At 42.2% G+C, this 18279-nt stretch carries 17 protein-coding genes and 1 tRNA gene; 3 read left to right on the plus strand and 15 right to left on the minus strand.

Going from position 1 to position 18279, the window contains the following annotated elements; genetic code table 11:
* Positions 1-68: 68 nt before the first annotated feature.
* The 7 genes from C900_RS11025 to C900_RS11050 all read right to left on the minus strand — a co-directional run bounded on the left by C900_RS11025 (position 69) and on the right by C900_RS11050 (position 7296).
* Positions 69-629, minus strand: a complete 561-nt coding sequence (locus tag C900_RS11025) for a CDP-alcohol phosphatidyltransferase family protein (RefSeq protein ID WP_009579932.1) — start codon at positions 627-629, stop codon at positions 69-71.
* A 226-nt stretch (positions 630-855) separates the two neighbouring features.
* The gene (locus C900_RS11030) at positions 856-1554 is read right to left on the minus strand and encodes a TolC family protein (protein WP_009579933.1); all 699 of its coding nucleotides are present in this window, start codon (positions 1552-1554) and stop codon (positions 856-858) included.
* A complete protein-coding gene (locus C900_RS11035) occupies positions 1551-3023 on the minus strand; it encodes an O-antigen ligase family protein (protein ID WP_009579934.1) in 1473 nt (490 codons plus the stop codon). The genes C900_RS11030 and C900_RS11035 overlap by 4 nt, the downstream gene beginning before the upstream one ends.
* A 10-nt stretch (positions 3024-3033) precedes the next feature.
* Positions 3034-3159, minus strand: coding sequence for a hypothetical protein (locus C900_RS30835; protein ID WP_009579935.1), 126 nt, complete (start codon positions 3157-3159; stop codon positions 3034-3036).
* Positions 3160-4506 (minus strand): oligosaccharide flippase family protein, encoded by a 1347-nt coding sequence (locus C900_RS11040; RefSeq protein ID WP_009579936.1) that lies wholly within the window; start codon positions 4504-4506, stop codon positions 3160-3162. It abuts the gene before it with no gap.
* A 6-nt stretch (positions 4507-4512) separates the two neighbouring features.
* Complete coding sequence (locus tag C900_RS11045; protein ID WP_009579937.1) at positions 4513-5544, minus strand: sulfotransferase family protein; 1032 nt, start codon at positions 5542-5544, stop codon at positions 4513-4515.
* A gap of 90 nt (positions 5545-5634) precedes the next feature.
* Positions 5635-7296 carry a hypothetical protein gene (locus tag C900_RS11050; RefSeq protein ID WP_185113970.1) on the minus strand — a complete coding sequence of 554 codons (1662 nt, stop codon included), beginning with the start codon at positions 7294-7296 and terminating at the stop codon, positions 5635-5637.
* A gap of 143 nt (positions 7297-7439) precedes the next feature.
* Between C900_RS11050 and C900_RS11055 the strand changes: the two genes are divergently transcribed.
* Both C900_RS11055 and C900_RS11060 read left to right on the plus strand, forming a co-directional pair.
* On the plus strand, positions 7440-8390 hold the full coding sequence (locus C900_RS11055) for a sulfotransferase family protein (protein ID WP_009579939.1): 951 nt from the start codon (positions 7440-7442) through the stop codon (positions 8388-8390).
* Positions 8391-8676: 286 nt separating this feature from the next.
* Positions 8677-9582, plus strand: coding sequence for a sensor histidine kinase (locus C900_RS11060; protein ID WP_009579942.1), 906 nt, complete (start codon positions 8677-8679; stop codon positions 9580-9582).
* 127 nt (positions 9583-9709) lie between these two features.
* Here the strand turns inward: C900_RS11060 and C900_RS11065 are convergent, their stop codons facing one another.
* On the minus strand, positions 9710-9904 hold the full coding sequence (locus tag C900_RS11065; RefSeq protein ID WP_009579945.1) for a pinensin family lanthipeptide: 195 nt from the start codon (positions 9902-9904) through the stop codon (positions 9710-9712).
* Positions 9905-10302: 398 nt separating this feature from the next.
* On the opposite strand from C900_RS11065, the gene C900_RS11070 reads away from it, so the two are divergent.
* Entirely contained in the window at positions 10303-11220 is a 918-nt protein-coding gene (locus C900_RS11070; RefSeq protein WP_040496556.1) for a DUF6340 family protein, read from the plus strand.
* 10 nt (positions 11221-11230) lie between these two features.
* Here the strand turns inward: C900_RS11070 and C900_RS11075 are convergent, their stop codons facing one another.
* The 7 genes from C900_RS11075 to C900_RS11105 all read right to left on the minus strand — a co-directional run bounded on the left by C900_RS11075 (position 11231) and on the right by C900_RS11105 (position 18260).
* Positions 11231-12685: a TrkH family potassium uptake protein gene (locus C900_RS11075; RefSeq protein ID WP_009579950.1), complete on the minus strand. Its 1455-nt coding sequence runs from the start codon at positions 12683-12685 to the stop codon at positions 11231-11233.
* 188 nt (positions 12686-12873) lie between these two features.
* The gene (locus tag C900_RS11080) at positions 12874-13554 is read right to left on the minus strand and encodes a response regulator (RefSeq protein WP_009579951.1); all 681 of its coding nucleotides are present in this window, start codon (positions 13552-13554) and stop codon (positions 12874-12876) included.
* Positions 13541-14638, minus strand: coding sequence for a sensor histidine kinase (locus tag C900_RS11085; protein ID WP_221408125.1), 1098 nt, complete (start codon positions 14636-14638; stop codon positions 13541-13543). Before C900_RS11085 ends, C900_RS11080 begins: the two co-directional genes overlap by 14 nt.
* Before the next feature lie 235 nt (positions 14639-14873).
* Positions 14874-14947: transfer RNA gene (locus C900_RS11090), tRNA-Thr, on the minus strand.
* Positions 14948-15078: 131 nt separating this feature from the next.
* The gene (locus tag C900_RS11095; RefSeq protein ID WP_009579953.1) at positions 15079-17052 is read right to left on the minus strand and encodes a DUF349 domain-containing protein; all 1974 of its coding nucleotides are present in this window, start codon (positions 17050-17052) and stop codon (positions 15079-15081) included.
* A gap of 46 nt (positions 17053-17098) precedes the next feature.
* Positions 17099-17674, minus strand: a complete 576-nt coding sequence (locus tag C900_RS11100) for a YqgE/AlgH family protein (RefSeq protein WP_009579954.1) — start codon at positions 17672-17674, stop codon at positions 17099-17101.
* 1 nt (position 17675) lies between these two features.
* Entirely contained in the window at positions 17676-18260 is a 585-nt protein-coding gene (locus C900_RS11105) for a MiaE family protein (protein ID WP_040496557.1), read from the minus strand.
* Positions 18261-18279: the final 19 nt, after the last annotated feature.

The following is an 18279-nucleotide window of genomic DNA, read 5'->3' on the forward strand; positions in this document are numbered from 1 at the left end:
ATTTTGCCCCTCTGATTAGTATCTTTATATCGAACTCACGTTAATTAATAATCAGTTAGTCATAAAAACTATCTTCTTTTAAGCACCCAGTAAAGTCCTTTTACATCAGTTTCCCATTTTGGCAGAATAAAAATAATAATGATCTCTTCAATGGTTTCAATGATACTGATGATAATAGCTATCCAAAACAACCAGGGCACCCATTCATGCAAATAAAAAATAACGAGGAAAGTGGCTTGCAATACAGCGGCCGTTTTAGCAGAATAAGTGTGCAAGCTGCTGGACTTGCCATATCTGATAAAACCAAGGATCAATTGAAAAAGGTACAAGCTGAGTGCAACACTGATAACATAGAAATGCTGGAATATTTTTTCCAGTCCAAATATGTAAACTCCAAAAATTCCCACCAAAAAAGTCAGGGCATCACCAGCAGAATCCAACCTCGCCCCTCTTCTGGAAGTTATCTTCTTCTTTCTTGCCAGATAGCCGTCAATGGCATCCGTCAAAAAGCTGATGATCAGCAGCCAGCCAGTCATCGTCCTTTTATCCAGAAGAATAGCTACAATGATCACAGGCAATGCCGCAATGCGGTACACAGAAAACCAATCTGCTATATTTAGCTTCTTCATTCGCCTTTACAACGCTGCAAAACGGTAAGTGTTTGAGGAAGCGGAGCTTTAAGCTGTAAGCCTCGGGCTACAAGCATATAGTCATTCTGAAAATCCCAAATCGTCATTCGTCATTCGTCAATCATAAATAAAAAAGGTGCAGATCACTCTGCACCAATAAGCTTCAAGCTGTAGGCTTTATGCTACAAGCAATCTCAAATCTAACATCTCACGTTTAACATCTAAATCACTGCACATCCTCCATCTTCACACCGATCATCTCCTCTACCGCCACTTTGGAGATGTTGAATTCACCTTGAGCAGTCACCTGTCTTACCTTCTGGACATTGTACCTGTCCAGTTCCCTGTTGTAAATGTCGAGTGTGATCTCCCCGTTTTTGAATTTTTGCTCTGCTATAGAAAGCGAAGCGTAGATATCTTCCAGTATTTCTGTCTGTATTTTTAAAAGCTCTCTACGCATCAGGTACGTTTCATAGCGAGTCAGCACTTCTGCCCTGATAGCCAGTTTTTGAAGGTCTTGGTTCGACTTTGCTATCAGCGCTTCCTGTTTCTTTTTCTTAACCTCAATAGGAAGTCCTACGAAGTAGCTTAACCGGATCTGGCCGGTAATATTGTATTTTGGAAAAAAAGCAGCCCGGCCGGCCACGTCAGCGTCTTCATTCAGTACAAATTCGTTGAGGTTACCCTGCACCCTGAAGTCGTCAAGCCACTGCCAGCGTGCTTGTTTGATCTCCAGATCCGAAATTTCCCGTTCATGCACCAGTATATCATTGGCCGGATTATTTCTCCAGGCCAGTCTTACCAGCTTTTCTGCAAAGCTGATATCCGTAACATTATCAGGTAAGATCACAGCATTGTAGTCAACCTTCTGAGCATGAATGAGCTGCGGTAAGAAGATCATTAACAGTACGATTAGTTTTTTCATTTATAATTATGTTTTGAGATTAAACCGGAATCAAACTTTTTCAACTTATACATCATGACAAAAATACCATAAAGTATGAAGTTCAAAGGAAATTGTGTAATATTTTCTTTGGCATATAGGGCTATGGTCAAAGCAAAAAAGCTTACGGCAAATGCCGCGTAGTAGGTTTTTATCACCGGGTCACGGGAATTATAATAGTTGGACATACCAACTGCCAAAATAGTAAAATAAACGCCCATTTCTAACAAAAGTCCTATCCATCCTGTTTCAAGCAGTGTTTTCATGAATCCTCCGTCAGGTGGAAATCCGGATAAAGGATGCCCCGGGGAAAACCTTTCGCCATATCCTCCCGTTGTCGTGAGCCCCCCACCTATCGGGTGACTATGCACATAAGGCCTGATACGCTCGCGGTTATATTCACGAAGGTTCATTGAGGCATCTTCGGAGGGATTAAAAGCCGATCTGAACCGGACAATAGGCTTGGCATAGAAAGGCCCGAAATAGATGATGATGAATATCAGCGCTGACAAGCAGGCAAAAACCAATGTTTTTACTTTGGCAATATTAATGATCACATAGGTACCCAGTGCAATCGGGATCATTACATAGGCGGTTCGTGTTCCTGAAAAGAACATGGCCAGCAGCATTAGTAATCCAGAGCAGACGAAGAATAGTTTTTTCCTCCAGGTAAATGGCCCCAACGCCATCAGGCAGGCCACAATACCTCCAAAGCTCATCAGCAGGCCAAAGATCGCGGGGTCCGACAATACAGACCATTTTCTCCACTTACCCTGGATAAACAAAAGATTGATCCGTTCCTTTGTCAGCGTTGCCCACTTCAGATCAAAAGAAGGCAATCCGGCAAACTCCTGGTAAATGCCATATATAGCAATAATAACCCCCAGCGCTATAAAGAATGTAACAAAGAAATGCACGAAGCTCAGCCGGGTAAAAACACGCTGTGCTATAATGAACGTCACCAATCCGCGTAGTATATTCCTTAATCCAAACATATACCCGGACAAGGTACCGGAGGGATTTCCCACCTGCAGCAACAGGTAGGCCGTCCATACAATGATAGCGATGGATATGGGGTTGGTAAATGAAAATTCCTTTGCTATCGAAGCTCTGTTTTGGGAAAAGATATACTCTACAATAGTTCCAAAGAGCAGCAAGAGCAGAAAGGCATCGATACCGACCCCAAAGGGAACATCTATTGAGAAAAGCCGTGTGATAAAGGCCATGAAGGTGGTGAACACGATCAATACCATGTAGGCAAAGCGTGTATTCCCCAGACTATAAAGCACTACGGGCACACCTACAATCAGGGAAAATATCATCACTCCCCCTTTTACACCCATATGTATAATGGCTACAACCGCGGCCAGGCTGAGTATCAACAGTATCAGCAAGCCAAAGAAGTTGTTAAACTTCTCTACAACGATCCTATCAAATAGCCACTGTCTCATAATTACTTAGCTAAAAGAACATTAATTTCAGAAAGATCAGAAGATATACCATAGCCATAAAGCCAAGAACGATCACCTTATATACACTGGTAATCACCTTCTTCCCACTGTCTTTATCTTCTTCAGGCTCAATCATTTATAAAAGCTTTTTTGCTGTTGATTTTATTACCGTCTCATATCCCTGCCGGATAGCCTGACCACTAAACTTAAATATATTAAGCGTATTCACTCCAATTTGTTTATAAAGAATGTACTGTATCACCACTGCCGCAAGTGAATATGTTATTAACGTACCATAAGCAGCCCCTATTATGCCATAATATCTAATGGAAAAATAGGTGATGATAATACCAAGAATAGAGCTGAGTATAATGAAATAAAAGTTAATATGTGCTTTACCAATGGCGTTAAGCGTAACTCCGAATTGCCTTTGAAAGGGCTCAAAAATACCATAAAAAGCCATGATCTGTAAAACCGGTATGGACGCAGGATAGTCAGGTCCCGCTATGAAAAGCACTATGTATTTAGCCAGAAAAAATACCAGCAGCACTCCAGGAACCGTTACTACCAATATCATGGCCACAGACTTTTCATAAAGATACTTCGCAGCCTGAAACCCTTCATTTTTCACCCTGTTGATCATCTCCGGGTAGAAAACCGAAGCTATAGCATCAAGAGGTATCTGAAAAAGATTGGCTACCCTCACTGCGGGAGAAAAAATAGCTACCGCCGCATTACCTATCATACCGGCAAGAAACCATTCCTTGGTGGATTTGTTCAGCATAGTACTCACATTTGTACCAAGAGTATATTTTCCATAATGAAACAATCTCGATAGCCATACGCGATTAAAGTTTTTATTGAAGGCTCGCTCATTTCTGGCAAATATATAAGCACTTGTGGAGCTGAGCACATACCCCAGGCTGTATACCAGCGCCAGCAGGTACAGGGAAGTATCCACATCAAAAATATAGACATAGAGGATATAAGCAAAGAGGGTGAACTTCTGTAGAAAAGTACTAAAAAAGGTGCCTGCAAATCTAAAATTAGCCTGTTGCAGGAAGCTAAAATGGGCAAACCACGTAAATCCGTAGATAGCGATAATGCTGATGAGCAGCATGTTCCGCAATGGTGGTGCATCCATCATAAAATTGATGGTAAAAGCCACGCCTACGAATATTACGGAGATGATAGTCGCTGCGATAAGGTTGAGTACCAGTGAGGCGCTGATAATATCATCTCTGTTCTTTTCATCCTCGGAGTTGAGATACCTGAGCAGCGGGTTGTAAATAAAAGCATTTCGTATAGATTCGGAAAGAGCTGTTACCGATAAAAAGACAACCCATATTCCAAAATCGTTCTGGTTTAGCACCCGTATAAGGAAAAAGAAATTGAGTAAGCCAAACGCAGTAATTGAAACCCTGTTGAGTAAAGTAAGGGATCCTGATTTAAACCAGTATGATCCGAATATTTTTTTAAACATAGCCAATTACCAATCGTTGTTATTAGCAAAACCAAGCTTCACCAGGTTCTTACCTGCAGCCGCTTTGAAAGTTGCCTTTTTCTTACTGCTCCAGCTTACCCATTTTTGATTTGGTTTAAATTCCTTCGTCTTCTCGATTGGTTTCCAATGCACCTGCTGATCATCCCCTTTATAGGCTGAAGATCCTAATATCGGCACTTCTTCGACCTGATCCCAGGGATATAGTGCTGGATTTATATGAAGGAAATTAAAAATACGCTTGAGTTCTTCCGGGGTATTTTCGTTGAGGCGCTCATAGGTTACTACCATGTGCTGGTCGGAATACCCGGCCTCGTCCGCCTGTTGTTGAAACTTCAGAATAGTATCTACTCGTTGTGACCAGCGCTGGCTCATCTGCCGAAATGCCCCTGAGCCACCCCACGATTTGGAAAATGACTCCATGGTATCTCTGCCATCTCTGATGAGAATAACCACTTTTGCCTCCGGAAACATGTGGAAAAAGTTGTCCAAATTACCGGCATCGGGCGTTTTCATTAGCAGTGTACAATCTTTTTCTATAAAGCCTTTGAAGTATGATATGAGCCCGTCACCCATGTGTTTCATCAGCATTTTGGCATGTTTTTCCAGTCTTTCATCGCCCCCTTCTACCCATTTCTTCCATGTGCTCACCGTTTTATAGCAGTAGTTTTTTATAAAATGGCTGTATGAATACAGGCACTGCTCCATGGGCAGCTCAGCGCCATACGGGGCTTGCAATTGAGGGTGCCTCTCCAGGAGATTACCCAGAAAGTTGGTGCCACTTCGTTGGGTAGGCGAAACTATATAAACCATGGACCCCGTAGCCGCGCCACTGCTCTTAGCATCTGCATTGAGGAAATGATCCCAATGTGGATTAAAGGGTGTGTCCGGGTATAGAGGGAAGGGGCTGTCGGAGGACCTGAATAAAAAGTTAGCTCTGATATCACTGTACAAACGCTGTCCCAGCATTTTTCTCAATACTTTGGCCCAGGGTTTTGCGGGCGCACTTTCTTTATTCATATCTAGGTTTAAAACTTAAGCAACAATAATTTTTGCAATATATTCAAAAAAATAACCAATAGGAGGATTGATAGATGTTGACTGTGTTAATTAATTTTCAGCAATCACAATTTTAGGAAATTCTTCTACTGTAAGCTCAACTGTCTCGCTGTCTTCGGCAAGAAGCGACTCCCTCCCTAAAGGCTGATTATCCTCAAGTTTGATGAGCTTTATTTTATTATAATTATCCCCAAGGTCCAGCGTATAGCCTTTCCAGGTGGCATCGCTGTTCGAGGTCAACCAGGTAACGACAGCCATTTTTTCTCCGTTTTTCAGGCGCATAACTCTCAGGTCTCCCTGCTCTTCCAGAGAATCGAAAACAAAGCCCTTTAGCCGGTGTCTCATAGTATTGACAGCAAACCATGAGTGATCTTTTACACCGTTTTTTCGGATCAGCCCTGAAGTGCTAAATTTTACTTTGTAGCCACTATGACCGATCATAGCAGGATCTTTAAGGGTGAAGAGAAACATTTTGTCATATCCGGTAGCGAAAACATTCATGATCAGACGGCTGATATGCTTGGCCTGTGAGTACGTACTGATCTGATGCGAACCTACCGGGTCGGAGAGGGTTGCCGGGGTCCCCAGTTGACTGTGGGCATTCACCACTTTGTCATAGCCTATTTCGGTCAGGTACACCTCACAGCCATCAAAGGCCTCCTTCATTTTTGCAACAAATTCCAGTGATTTGGTCACTATATCGGTGTTTTCAATCACTTCACCCCCCTCTCCTTTCTGAGCACGGCCTCCTTTGAAGGGATAGATATGTGCGGTCATCACAAAATTCTCAAAAGGGTTTACCGGATATCCCAATTCTTTAGCGTTGGCCCGTAATTTCAATATTTCATCCCTCACAGCCAGTATATAATCAGGCTTTATATCTATCGGTCCGGGAAATAGTATTTTCATTTCGGGGTCTGCAGTGCGTATACCATGGCCAGGCCCCATTTGCCCCATATGTCCGTCAATAGCGGCAGATAAAAAGGCCGCCATGCGCGGGGGTGTCATCTGCTCTTTATCAGTAATCCAGTCTTTATCCATCTCATTACCAGGCTCTATGGCGTAAACGAGATCCAAACCTGCTTTTGGCTCGTTGGAATCGGTGAGCTTAAGGGTGGCAGGGTCTATGGTGCCACCTTCGTTCCTGAACTTATTCTTTCCATAGCGAGCGGCAAACTGGTATAAAAATGAGGAGTATGCCTTGTACGACATGGGGTCCTCAGGGTTACCACCGTTGTCGTATGGCAATTGCCATACGTTAATAATATTATTCTCTGGCACATTGGCATACAGTAGATTACGAGCTAAAACCGGAATGGAATGCAGACCATTCTCCTTCATTCGAAGCAAAAATTCATCGAAGTTAAAACCACCGGCCCCTTTTGAAGGGTTAAATCCCATTTTATCGTTGGGATATTCATCATGAGGTATAGATAGATCAACCTTTAGGTTATTACCCCTCCTGTCAACCACAATCTCTTCACCGGTAAACAGGTAAGCATCCATAGCAAATATCCTATGGTACGTAGCCACGCGATACTGATCCCGGATCATCTCTATCGTTGATTCCCGTACCGAATTAACGCCCAGGAATTCATCAAAAGCAGGCTTATCCTTACGTGAAATTTCATCGTACCCGACCTGCTGTGCAAGCGGGTTATGATACAGAACAAATGAGAAAATTATAAATATAAATCCTAACATTATTTTCATAAATTTGAGACGTGATAGCCCTTTGCCAAATACTCAAAAGGCTTTTGGGTTAAATCATTCTGTTCCTTTAACAAACTTCATCCTTTTTGGTTAATTTAAAATAGTTTTAACTAAACTTTTCACGATCAATTACTTAAACAGCTATGTCTGATAAACAATTGTTGCCCGATTTTTTAATTATTGGAGCGGGTAAGTCAGGAACTACCTCATTGGATAACTATCTCAAGCAACATCCCGGGCTATTTTTTAGCAAGGTAAAGGAACCCAATTTTTTCGCCTATGACAATGTATCAACGGATAAAATGGATAAATATGTATTAAGGCATTATAAACAATCCGTTACCAATCTTACAGACTACCAGGAGCTTTTCAAGGAGGCCAAAGCAGACCAGCTTAAAGGCGAAACCTCCAATACCTATCTGACAGTAGAACATGCCGCTGAACGTATCAAACACTACATTCCGGATGTTAAGCTCATTGCCATCCTCCGCCAGCCAACGGAGCGACTATATTCACGTTATTTACATCTTGCAAGAGACAAGCGCCTGCCATCAGAAAACTTCAACGATGTACTTGATAGAAATTCTATCTGGTGGCAACGCAATGATCTTGTAAAAGAGGGATTCTATTATAAAAACCTGTCGCGGTATTATGAATTATTTCCTCATGAAAATATCAGGGTATATTTAAATGATGATCTGAGAAAAGATTCGCTGGCCCTGATGAAAGACATCTTTAACTTTTTGGGGGTGGAGCCATTGAAAACCATCAATGATTCGGTTAAGTACAATAAATCCGGGATCATCAAAAATAGATTTTATGACAGAACCCTGGGTCACAACAGTGTTTTTAAGGTAATGATCAAGAAAATGGCGCCAACAACCATCTATAATAAAGCCAAGGAAAATATTTGGCTCCAAAAGATGGTCAACAACCTTCAAAACAGGAACCTGGAGCAGCCCAAACTCTCCCCTGCTTTGCACGATCAGATAACAAACGAAATCTATCAAGAAGATATCACTCAACTGGGAACTATGCTCAACAGGGATCTGAGTCATTGGCTGACGCCTAAAAGTGCGGGTGTCAGGGCATAATATGGTCACGGTAAACGGGTTGAAGTTACAACAGTGAGTGATGCTAAATACTCATGGGTGCAGTTGACCTTGGTAAGCCCCTTCTCTCGCAACAATAACAAGCTGAGGCCGCAGGGTTAACAGAGGTTTGTTGAAGCATCATGAGTGGATTCCCGGAGTATATATTCTGTAATGGATCTTTATTTAAAACCACATATAATATTACATACCCTTTATAAAGGAGCATAATAGCGGGTAATTTGTGGCAGTTATTCTAAGACTTAACAGACGATAGCCAATGCCTAAAATGAGGCCTTCATTAAGAATTGCCACGATATATTTTATTATTGGCGCTACATGGATTTTATTATCGGATGTGGCTGTAGATACTTTTTTCGATGATAAGCACGTAATACGCGAACTGCAGACATACAAAGGATGGACCTTTGTGGTACTATCAGCGCTGTTAATATTTGCTTTAAGCAGACAGTATGAAAAGCATCTGAATAATAAGATAGCTGAGCTTCGCAATGCTAACCAGGACCTGAAGCTATTCTTTTATAAAGCATCACACGACTTAAGAGGGCCTGTCAAATCAATTCTTGGACTTACAGCGCTTATGCAGATGAACAGGCATGATAAAGATATGCCGCTAATGGTCACCCATATAGAACAATCAGCCAGAAAAGCCGATCACCTGATATATGACCTTGATCAGTTGACCAATATTATCGAAGGGCCTTTACAAACGGCCCCGGTAAATTTCCCGGCCCTGCTAAAAAAAATCTTCGCACGCTTACAAGCGCAAAACCCCGATTTCGCCAACAAAGTCAACATGGTTAGTCAACTTAATATCAAGGAATGTCAGTCTCATCTTTACCTGCTTGAACTCATCATGGAAAAGCTTTTGGAGAATGCAATTGTATTCACCGCTCCATATCGTGATTCTCCTGAAGTAGCTGTGTTGATCAATCGCACCAGAGAGGGGTTATCCATAAAGGTTAAAGACAATGGCATAGGCATACATGAAAGTCGTATGCACCGTATATTTGATATGTTTTACAAAGGCACCGAAGCCTCAAAAGGCAGTGGGCTGGGGCTGCATATAGTGCGTTTGGCAGTAGAGCGACTGGATGGAAAAGTATTGGTAGATAGTACGGAAAGAATAGGTAGCACCTTCACTGCGCTGATACCACTGACAGATAATTCGTAAAAAGAAGCCGTCCCAAAGCAGGGACTGCCTGCCTGAGCATGTTTACTTTCAACCTAAACCAAAGTAACAAATGCCAGAAATGACACCCAAAGTGATGGAAATTCTCTGAGCCGGCTTCAAGATCAGATTATGCTTCGCAGTAATATCCAGAGTCACCACAGCAATGCGTCCAGTAGCCGAATGTAATTACCGTAGGGCATTCATTTTTACCGCATACAGTTGCTGAAGCTCCACCCATTACCTTTACTGTCTCACTTTGCTTAGTTTCCATTTCGGTAACGAAGCTTTCCACTTTGATCTTTTCGATTTTAAACTTTTTCATGCGTTTTTAGTTTGGTTTTTAATTGATTTTGATTTTACAAAACAAACCTACTACCAAAAAGCCTAATAAAACATCACGGAAAACCGTGATATTAGCAGTTTAAACAGATAACGAGGCGGAGCGATAAGCGCTGAGTGCTGAGGGTAGACATCCATTTTACATTCAATGTGCTTAAGGCAAAAACTTCAGGGATGCTTTACTAAACTTCTGAAAGTTTGGCAAACCGTACTGTTGAGGAAGTCCGATCAGGCGCTAAGCTTTCCCGGTACTTGACCCGGCGAAGGGCGAAGGGCAGAGAGCGGAGCGATAGGCGGTTTCATTTAAAATTGTCAGGAACTTCATTTGCTTTTCGGGTTATTTGCTCGAAATTAACCTTTTGAATTTCGATCAACCATACCATGAGACCTCTATTATTGCTTGCTTTGGCCATTATAATGGCATCATGCAGCACCTTTGTACCGGTGAGTAAGACACTTCCACCTGAAATTCGCTTACCTGATAACAAGGGAGACTTCCTTTTCATCAGCAGATTCAATGCCGACAGCCTACCTTTTAATAACGATAACAAGGTAGAAGTTTTTAAGCTTGGACATAATGCCTTTTTGCAGGGACTTAGTGCCGGCTTTGATACCAGCAGATACTTTCACCTTACCCTGGCTGATACTATTATAGGTAATACAGCGCCCGTAGAACCGGCTAATGATCTGAGTGCCACACGTGCAGAACAGCTTTGTACGATCCACAATAAAGGGTATCTGCTGACTCTGGATGCATATAATCTTTACTTTGACCAGGAAGTTGACGTGGTGAAGTTAGAGGATGGCACTAAGGAACGAACGGCCTACTACGACCTGGTGGTGGAGACCTACATCGGGATGTATAACCGATACGGACAGGTATTGGATCGCTATCGCGATGAGTTGAGGATCCAGCACGATAAAAGGTCTGTGATCAGCGGACTTCTGGCCGTGGGACCATCGATGGGTAAGGCAGACAAAAATGCCAAGCTCATTTCTGACGAATTGGGCAGGAAGTTCATACACAAATTCTATCCGGTATCAGTTGTTGAACAACGTGAATTTTACCATACCAAAGGGTTCAGCAGAGCTTACAAGGCATACCAAATGGGCCATTGGGCAGAGGTTGAAAATGAACTTTTACCACTAACCAGATCAGAAGAATCAAAAATAGCAGGCCGGGCTGCTTACAATATGGCGGTGCTTTGTGAAAACCTCAACCGCCTGGATGAGATGACTTACTGGTATGGAGTAGCGCAAGAGAAGCTGGGTGATAAGATGCCGACCTGGTATAATTGATTAGTAAGCCCTACAAGCCTCGCCAGTAATTTGGTGTCAGTAAAACCAATATAGTAAATAGCTCCAGACGGCCAAGGATCATCACTATTGACAGCGTCCATTTGCTTATATCATTGAGGTGCGCAAAATTATTTACCGGGCCAACTGTACCCAAACCAGGGCCTATATTTCCCTGACAAGTAGCTACTGCTCCCAAAGAGGTTACAATGTCGTTTCCCGTAAAGGTGAGAATAAACACACCAAAAACGAATATCGTTAAATAGAGGATAACGAAAGCCATGACATTGAACATGGTATCCTCCTTAACAGCACGTCCACTGATTCTAACAGGCATGACCGCAGAAGGATGCAACTGCCTTTTTACAGCCAAAAAGCTATTTTTTAGAAGTAGGGTAAATCGAATCACTTTGATCCCCCCTGATGTAGAACCTGCAGATGCCCCCGAAAGCATAAGCAACAGGAATATGAAAGAGACAAGAGATGTCCATGTAGTGTAGTCAGCAGTAGCGAATCCGGTAGACGAAATAATTGAAACTACCTGAAACAGGGCATCGCGAAATGCCTTCTCAAACTCATTCCATGTCTGTGAAAATACTATCACCGTTGTTACCAGAGACACCACCACAATGATTAGTATGTATACCCGAAACTCCTCATTAGCAAATATTTTCTTGAACTTTCCCTTAAAAAAGAAGTACAACAGTGAAAAGTTAGTGCCGGCAATGATCATAAACACAATGATGGTATATTGTATAAATGGTGAATCATAGTAGGCAACACTATTGTTTTTAGGAGAAAAGCCCCCACTCGCCATAGTTGTAAACGAGTGGCTTAAAGCATCATAAAAAGTCATCCCTCCAAACATTAGGATGACCGTTTCCAGAATAGTAAGTCCAAGATAAATTGACCATAGACGGCTGGCTGTGTCCTTGATTTTTGGCTTGAGTTTGTCATGTGTTACTCCTGAAGCTTCTGCAGCAAACAATTGCATACCTCCTATCCCCAATGTCGGCAGTATCGCCAGGGCCAAAACAATTATACCCATTCCTCCTACCCATTGTGTGGTACTTCTCCAAAATAGCAGGCCGTAAGGTAGCGCTTCTATATTATTGAGAATGGAAGCCCCGGTTGTAGTGTAGCCAGACACTGTTTCGAAGAATGCATCGGTGAAATTATCGATATGACCCGAAAGTAAAAATGGAAGAGTTCCAAATACCGACATTAATATCCACCCAAGCGATACTACCAAAAAACCATCTCTTTTCTTTAGTTCTTTATTCCTGGTCTTCCTTGTTACGAGCCAAACAAAAAGTCCGACCCCTGCCGTTATGGCCCCGGAAATGAATATTGGCCTGACATCTTCATGATAGTACATTGAAAATGGAAGACATAACCACATAAAAAGGCCATTGAAAATCAATAACAGCCCCAGAAGATTAAATATGACTTTGTAGTTTAGTCTCATAAGCCATTGGTTCGGGGGCGAGTGTGAACCACAGTACGTCCTCTCAATTTCATTCGCACAACATCGTTACTTAACACCATCAGCTATTCCCTTCCAATCAGGGAGAAGGATTATATAGGCAAAGTAAGTTGATATGATATAAGGGAAGGATAAAAAAAATGATGTGGATATAAAGATTTTATAAAGACCTAGCTAAAGCGATAGCCTACGCCACTTTCAGTGATAATATGCCGGGGATTATTGGGGTTGTCCTCTATCTTTTTCCTCAGTTGAGCAACGAATACCCTTAAGTACTGTGTTTCGGATTGATAGCCAACGCCCCAAATCTCCTTTAAAATGTATTGATGCGTAAGTACCCTACCTGCATTCTTGACAAAAAGGGCAAGTAAGTTGTACTCTGTTGAGGTCAGTTTAACAATTTCAGCATTTCGCTTTACTACCCTTGCTATAAGATCAACCTGCAAATCTCCTGCTGTTATCAAGGGTTCCTGTAAATGCATATTCTGCCCCAAACGTATCGCTGAACGTATTCGAGCCAACAATTCTCCAGACCTGAACGGCTTGGTAATATAATCAGTTGCACCATTATCCAGAGCGGAAATGATATCCTGCTCACTGTCCTTTACGGACAGAATAATTATGGGCTTATGATACCACTCTCGCAATTCCGCTAGCACCTGATGCCCATCTTTATCCGGCAGACCTATGTCCAGCAAGATCAACTCGGGTGGATGATTAGCGGCCGCTACCAGGCCCTCCTTTCCGGAGGCGGCCTGTACAACCTTATATTGATTGCTTTCTAATGTAATTCGTAAAAGCTTACGGATCTGCGGTTCATCATCTATAATGAGTATTTCAGCCTTGTTCATCCTTTAATTCATCATCGGTTACAAACATGCTTTTCGCAGGGAGCTCAATAATAAATTCGGCACCACCGGCCTTTTTATTTTTTAATCTTATCGTTCCGTTGTGCGCTTCAGTGAAGCCTTTGGCAATAGAAAGACCCAAGCCTGACCCTCCGGTAGAAAACCGGGCACCTCGATAAAACTTATCAAAAATAAAAGCAGCATCACTTTCGGATATACCTTTGCCATTATCGGAAATTGAAAACACGCAACCGCTATCACTCTGGAATACTCTTAGTTCGATCGATGATCCCTTGGGAGTGTAGTGCAGGGCGTTGTGGAGAATGTTATTCAGCGCCTGTTCTATCAGTCCCCTGTCAATTTTGAATAAAGGCAAATTTTCATTCTGTTCAAAATATATCTTATAGTCTGTAGCACTATCCCGGTAATTTCGGATGACTGTATGCATCAGTTCATTTACATCGCACCAATCGAGTTTAGGCTGAAGTACGCCTGCTTCCAATCGACTCATATTCAGAAGATTTTCAACCTGTCTGTTGAGTCTGAAACCCGCAATTTCGATTTCATTAATAAGCTCTGCTTTATCTTCTTCTGAAAGCTTGGTGTCATTTTCCCGAATAGTATCAACGGCACCCACAATGGTGGATATAGGTGTTCGCAATTCATGCGACAACGAATTGATAAGGGTATTATACAGTGTAATGGTCTTTTCTCTACCCTCTTTGTCTCTTGCCTTCCTTTCAAAATTCCTGATCTTGGAAGTCAGCACGATGTTGATCAGGGCAATAACGAAATACATCAAAAAAAGTAGTACATCTTCGGGAGTTCCAACATGAAAAGTATGTGTGGGCGGGATAAAAAAGTAATTCCAGATAAGGGCACTTAAGACTGCAGCGGTAAGTACCGGGAAAATGTCAAAGAGCATTGCCAGAATAGAGACTACGAGTAGTAGCACAAGGGCTACTTCCCTGTAGCCTATAAGATTGGCTAAAAAGTAACAGGTAATCGTCACCAATACGATAAGCATTAAACTGATCAGGTATTGGGTGCTTGTATCAGGTTTTCTTGTTTTTAATCTGTACGCCAAATTCTTTTCGTACAAATCTACTTAATAGAAACAAGGATTTTCTAACAATTCGGATGCGAAAAATGGAGTAGCTTTATCTAAACTTTGATGATTCAGTAAACGTTTCGAAGATTTGAGTGTGAATTGTCTTTGGAGAGTGATGCGCACTAGAGATAGTCATGACGCAGAGCAATTTTCCCTAACAAGGTTAGCAACAAAAAAACCTTGCAAATTATTCGTTTACAAGGCTTATCAGAGCCCCCAGTCGGATTCGAACCAACGACCTACTGATTACAAGTCAGTTGCTCTGGCCAGCTGAGCTATGGAGGCTTCTTTTATTAATCAAACCCTTTATTGGTTAACTTCTCCTCACTTTTGAGTGGTTGTTACCGTAAGGGACTGCAAATGTAATGCACGATATTTTAAATGCAAACCTTCGCTAAAAAATTTTTTTTACTTTTTTAGTCAGACACTGTTCTGATCACTCTCAACTGCTGTTTCAGGTTCTTTAATTCGTTGTTGGCAGACTTAATTTTAGAGTTAAATTCGTCTTTCAATTTGTCGGCTGTTTTCGAATCAGCAAAGAACTCAAGGTTGTTTTTCCACAGAGCAATATCATGTTCTACCTTGTTGATCTGCTTTCTGATCGCCTGCTCCTTTCGGTGAATCTTTTGATCTGCATTCGGTCCGCTGAGCAGTTTGTTTACCTGGTTTTCTATGCGGATCTGCTGGCGATCTTCATTGGAAAGCCCCTCCATGCCATTGATGAATTTATCAACTACTTCTGAGTAGCGGCTCTTTATTTTCGATATGCTCTTGCGCGGTACAAATCCAATGTCGAGATACTCATCCTGAAGGTCTCTGAACTTTTCAAGGTCGTCAGATTTTTCTACTGCCATCTTTTCTATCTGATCACAGATGTTTTCTTTCCTCTTCAGGTTTTCTTCGAATTCCTTCTCTACCTCGTTATTTTTAGACCTTTTTTTATCAAAGAAATGGTCTGCAGCCTCTTTGAATTCCTTATAAACAGACTCTCTGTATTTTTCAGGTACCGGGCCGATCTCTTTCCACTCCCGCTGCAGCCGCTTAAACTCATCAGCCGTTTTTTGCCAGTCAATACTGTCTTTGATTTCCACTGCTCTGTTTACCAGCTCCTTCTTCTTTTCCAGGTTTCCTTCCCGCTGTGCATCAAGCTTTTTAAAGAAGGCACTTTTATTGTTAAAGAATGTTTTAAAGGTACCCCAGAACTTCTTGTTTACTACCTTGGCCTTAGCGCGAGGCAACCCACCCACTGCTTCCCATTTCTTCTGCACATCCAGTATCTCTTTGGTCTTGGCGTTCCACTCCTTGATGCGATCAGAGTCAAATGATGCAAATGGCTGCACCTCTTCGGCAAGCTGCTCTTTTACCTTAAGGTTTTCCTCCAGTTCCGATTTCAATTGCTCCACGAACTCCTTCCTCCGTGCGTAAACGGCATCAGAAGCGCCCTTAAAACGCTGCCACAGGGGCTCCTGCTCTTCTTGTGGCACAGGGCCGATGTGCTTGAATTCATGGTGCAGCTCATTGAGCTCTTTTATGGCTTCTTTCAGGTTTTCATGCTCCACCAGCTTTTCAGCGCGTTCACATAGCTCAATCTTCGACTCCAGGTTTTTCTTCCTGTCGAGCTCTTTTAGTTCGAAATATATACTTCTGTTGTCGTAAAAACGATCTACAAGAGCATTGTAGTTTGCCCAAAGTGTTTTGGCATATGCCCCTGGTACCGGGCCCACATCCTTCCACTCGTTTTGTAGGTTTTTAAACTCATTGAAGCTGATATTGGTCTCTTCTGAGTCAACAAATTCACGAAGCTTTTCAAGGATAGCCTGTTTCTTTTTAAGATTAGCCTCTTTTTGCTCTTCCTTGGCCTTTACAAACTGAGCACGCCTGTCTCTGATGAGTTTATAATTAGCATCAAAGCGGGTGGTGAGCTCATCATATTTGAAGTCAAAATCTTCCTCCGCACCACCGTCTGCAACAAACCTTTCGAGTGCTTCACCCCGCTCCTTCTCCTTTATCTCATCGAAAAGAGGCTTGATCTCACGAGCTACACGCTCAGCTTTTTGAACATTATCGTCTTTGGCCAATGATTTTATCAGCTCTACAAATTCTTCTTTAGAAAAGTTAGAATAATCTATTTCTTCGTCATGCTCTTCCTCGTCTTCTTCCTCGCTGTCCTTTTCGCCCAGATCTACTTCTGAATCCAATGACTGTTCCTGACTTTGCCCGGAAGTATCGGCTACAACCTCTTTAGTTGTTTCCTCAGCAGTATCCTTTTCCCCGGAAGTCTGTTCCTCGATTTCGGCAGACTTTTCCTGAGATACCTTCTGCTGTTCATCAACATCCTGGCTGTCAGTATCTAAATTTTCTATTTCCTTGATGTCCTTCTCTTTATCCATTTGTACCAGTATTCAACCTCTATAACTGTAAAAATAATAAAATCATTCAATTTAAACGTGGGTCAGTTGGATAATTTGAATATATGTTATACCTGCCTCCCAATTGTTTTAACACTGCTCTCCAAAGATTTTCTCCATCTTCTTCGAAAACCAGGTCGGGAGTAGCATGGTTAGCCACAATCCATGAATCCGTTTTTAGCTCATCTTCCAGTTGTCCGGCACCCCATCCGGAATAGCCAATAAAAAACCTGAAGTCCTCAGCTTTGATCTGTTTGGTGTCGATAAGGATCATCAACTGTTCAAAATTACCACCCCAATACAATCCCGGGCTCACTTCTACACCACCTTCCAAATAGTTCGCACGATGAATAAAATGCAGTGTATCCTGCTGAACCGGTCCGCCTATGTACACCGGTTCGTTGAAGCTGTTGACATCTTCCATGATTTCTTCAAGCGTAACAGCCGAAACCTTATTCAACACAAAGCCGAATGATCCTTCGCTGCTGTGTTCACAAAGCAACACAACTGTCCTTTCAAAATTCGGATCAGGAAGGAATGGTTCTGAAATGAGCAAACTCCCTTTTTCCGGCTTCTGATTATTGTTAAATTTAAAATAATCCATATTAATGCAATGCGGGTTGAAGAGGTAAAGATGATAACACCTCAGCCTCTATTAAGTTTAATTCTTCCAGTCGTTTGTAAGTACTATCCCTATCAAAATAAATTAAAGCCATCTTGACAAAAATATTACCATGCTTGGCCTCTGAGGCCCACAAGTTATGGTAAAAGCTTTTCAGCTCACCAGGTTCCAGCGCTTCGTATACCATTCTAAAGCGTTCTGCTCCGCGGCATTCTACGATGGAAGCCAATAGCAATCGGTCCATGAAGCGATCTTCGCGTCCTGACCGGCAGTGATCTATCAGTTGCTTTACATATATATCTTGTCCCATTTCAGCAGGTAACTTCACCCCGCGCTTCTCCATAACGCTGTATACGGCCTTGAAATGTTCAAGTTCCTCGATCCCGGTTTCGATCAGCTCAGGAATGATCTCCACCCGGTCAGGATATTTAGCTACAAAACTCATGGCCATGGCAGAAGCCTTTCGCTCACAATTTGCATGATCCTGAAGGAACGAATCAAAGTCGTTCATCACTGTATCAATCCAGGCTTGACTGCTTTTACATGCCAGTTCTATGCTTAACTTCATATTTTTTTCAGTATTTAGA

The organism is Fulvivirga imtechensis AK7 (assembly GCF_000331535.1).
GTDB lineage: Bacteria > Bacteroidota > Bacteroidia > Cytophagales > Cyclobacteriaceae > Fulvivirga > Fulvivirga imtechensis.

Excerpts from the sequence above, each read along its gene's own strand:
- C900_RS11055 (WP_009579939.1), top strand. The coding sequence starts at position 7,440 with ATGTCTGATAAACAATTGTTGCCCGATTTTTTAATTATTGGAGCGGGT.
- C900_RS11040 (WP_009579936.1), bottom strand. The coding sequence starts at position 4,506 with ATGTTTAAAAAAATATTCGGATCATACTGGTTTAAATCAGGATCCCTT.
- C900_RS11095 (WP_009579953.1), bottom strand. The coding sequence starts at position 17,052 with ATGGATAAAGAGAAGGACATCAAGGAAATAGAAAATTTAGATACTGAC.
- C900_RS11080 (WP_009579951.1), bottom strand. The coding sequence starts at position 13,554 with ATGAACAAGGCTGAAATACTCATTATAGATGATGAACCGCAGATCCGT.
- C900_RS11045 (WP_009579937.1), bottom strand. The coding sequence starts at position 5,544 with ATGAATAAAGAAAGTGCGCCCGCAAAACCCTGGGCCAAAGTATTGAGA.
- C900_RS11105 (WP_040496557.1), bottom strand. The coding sequence starts at position 18,260 with ATGAAGTTAAGCATAGAACTGGCATGTAAAAGCAGTCAAGCCTGGATT.
- C900_RS11100 (WP_009579954.1), bottom strand. The coding sequence starts at position 17,674 with ATGGATTATTTTAAATTTAACAATAATCAGAAGCCGGAAAAAGGGAGT.
- C900_RS11050 (WP_185113970.1), bottom strand. The coding sequence starts at position 7,296 with ATGAAAATAATGTTAGGATTTATATTTATAATTTTCTCATTTGTTCTG.
- C900_RS11065 (WP_009579945.1), bottom strand. The coding sequence starts at position 9,904 with ATGAAAAAGTTTAAAATCGAAAAGATCAAAGTGGAAAGCTTCGTTACC.
- C900_RS11030 (WP_009579933.1), bottom strand. The coding sequence starts at position 1,554 with ATGAAAAAACTAATCGTACTGTTAATGATCTTCTTACCGCAGCTCATT.
- C900_RS11035 (WP_009579934.1), bottom strand. The coding sequence starts at position 3,023 with ATGAGACAGTGGCTATTTGATAGGATCGTTGTAGAGAAGTTTAACAAC.
- C900_RS11070 (WP_040496556.1), top strand. The coding sequence starts at position 10,303 with ATGAGACCTCTATTATTGCTTGCTTTGGCCATTATAATGGCATCATGC.
- C900_RS11060 (WP_009579942.1), top strand. The coding sequence starts at position 8,677 with ATGAGGCCTTCATTAAGAATTGCCACGATATATTTTATTATTGGCGCT.
- C900_RS11025 (WP_009579932.1), bottom strand. The coding sequence starts at position 629 with ATGAAGAAGCTAAATATAGCAGATTGGTTTTCTGTGTACCGCATTGCG.
- C900_RS11075 (WP_009579950.1), bottom strand. The coding sequence starts at position 12,685 with ATGAGACTAAACTACAAAGTCATATTTAATCTTCTGGGGCTGTTATTG.
- C900_RS30835 (WP_009579935.1), bottom strand. The coding sequence starts at position 3,159 with ATGATTGAGCCTGAAGAAGATAAAGACAGTGGGAAGAAGGTGATTACC.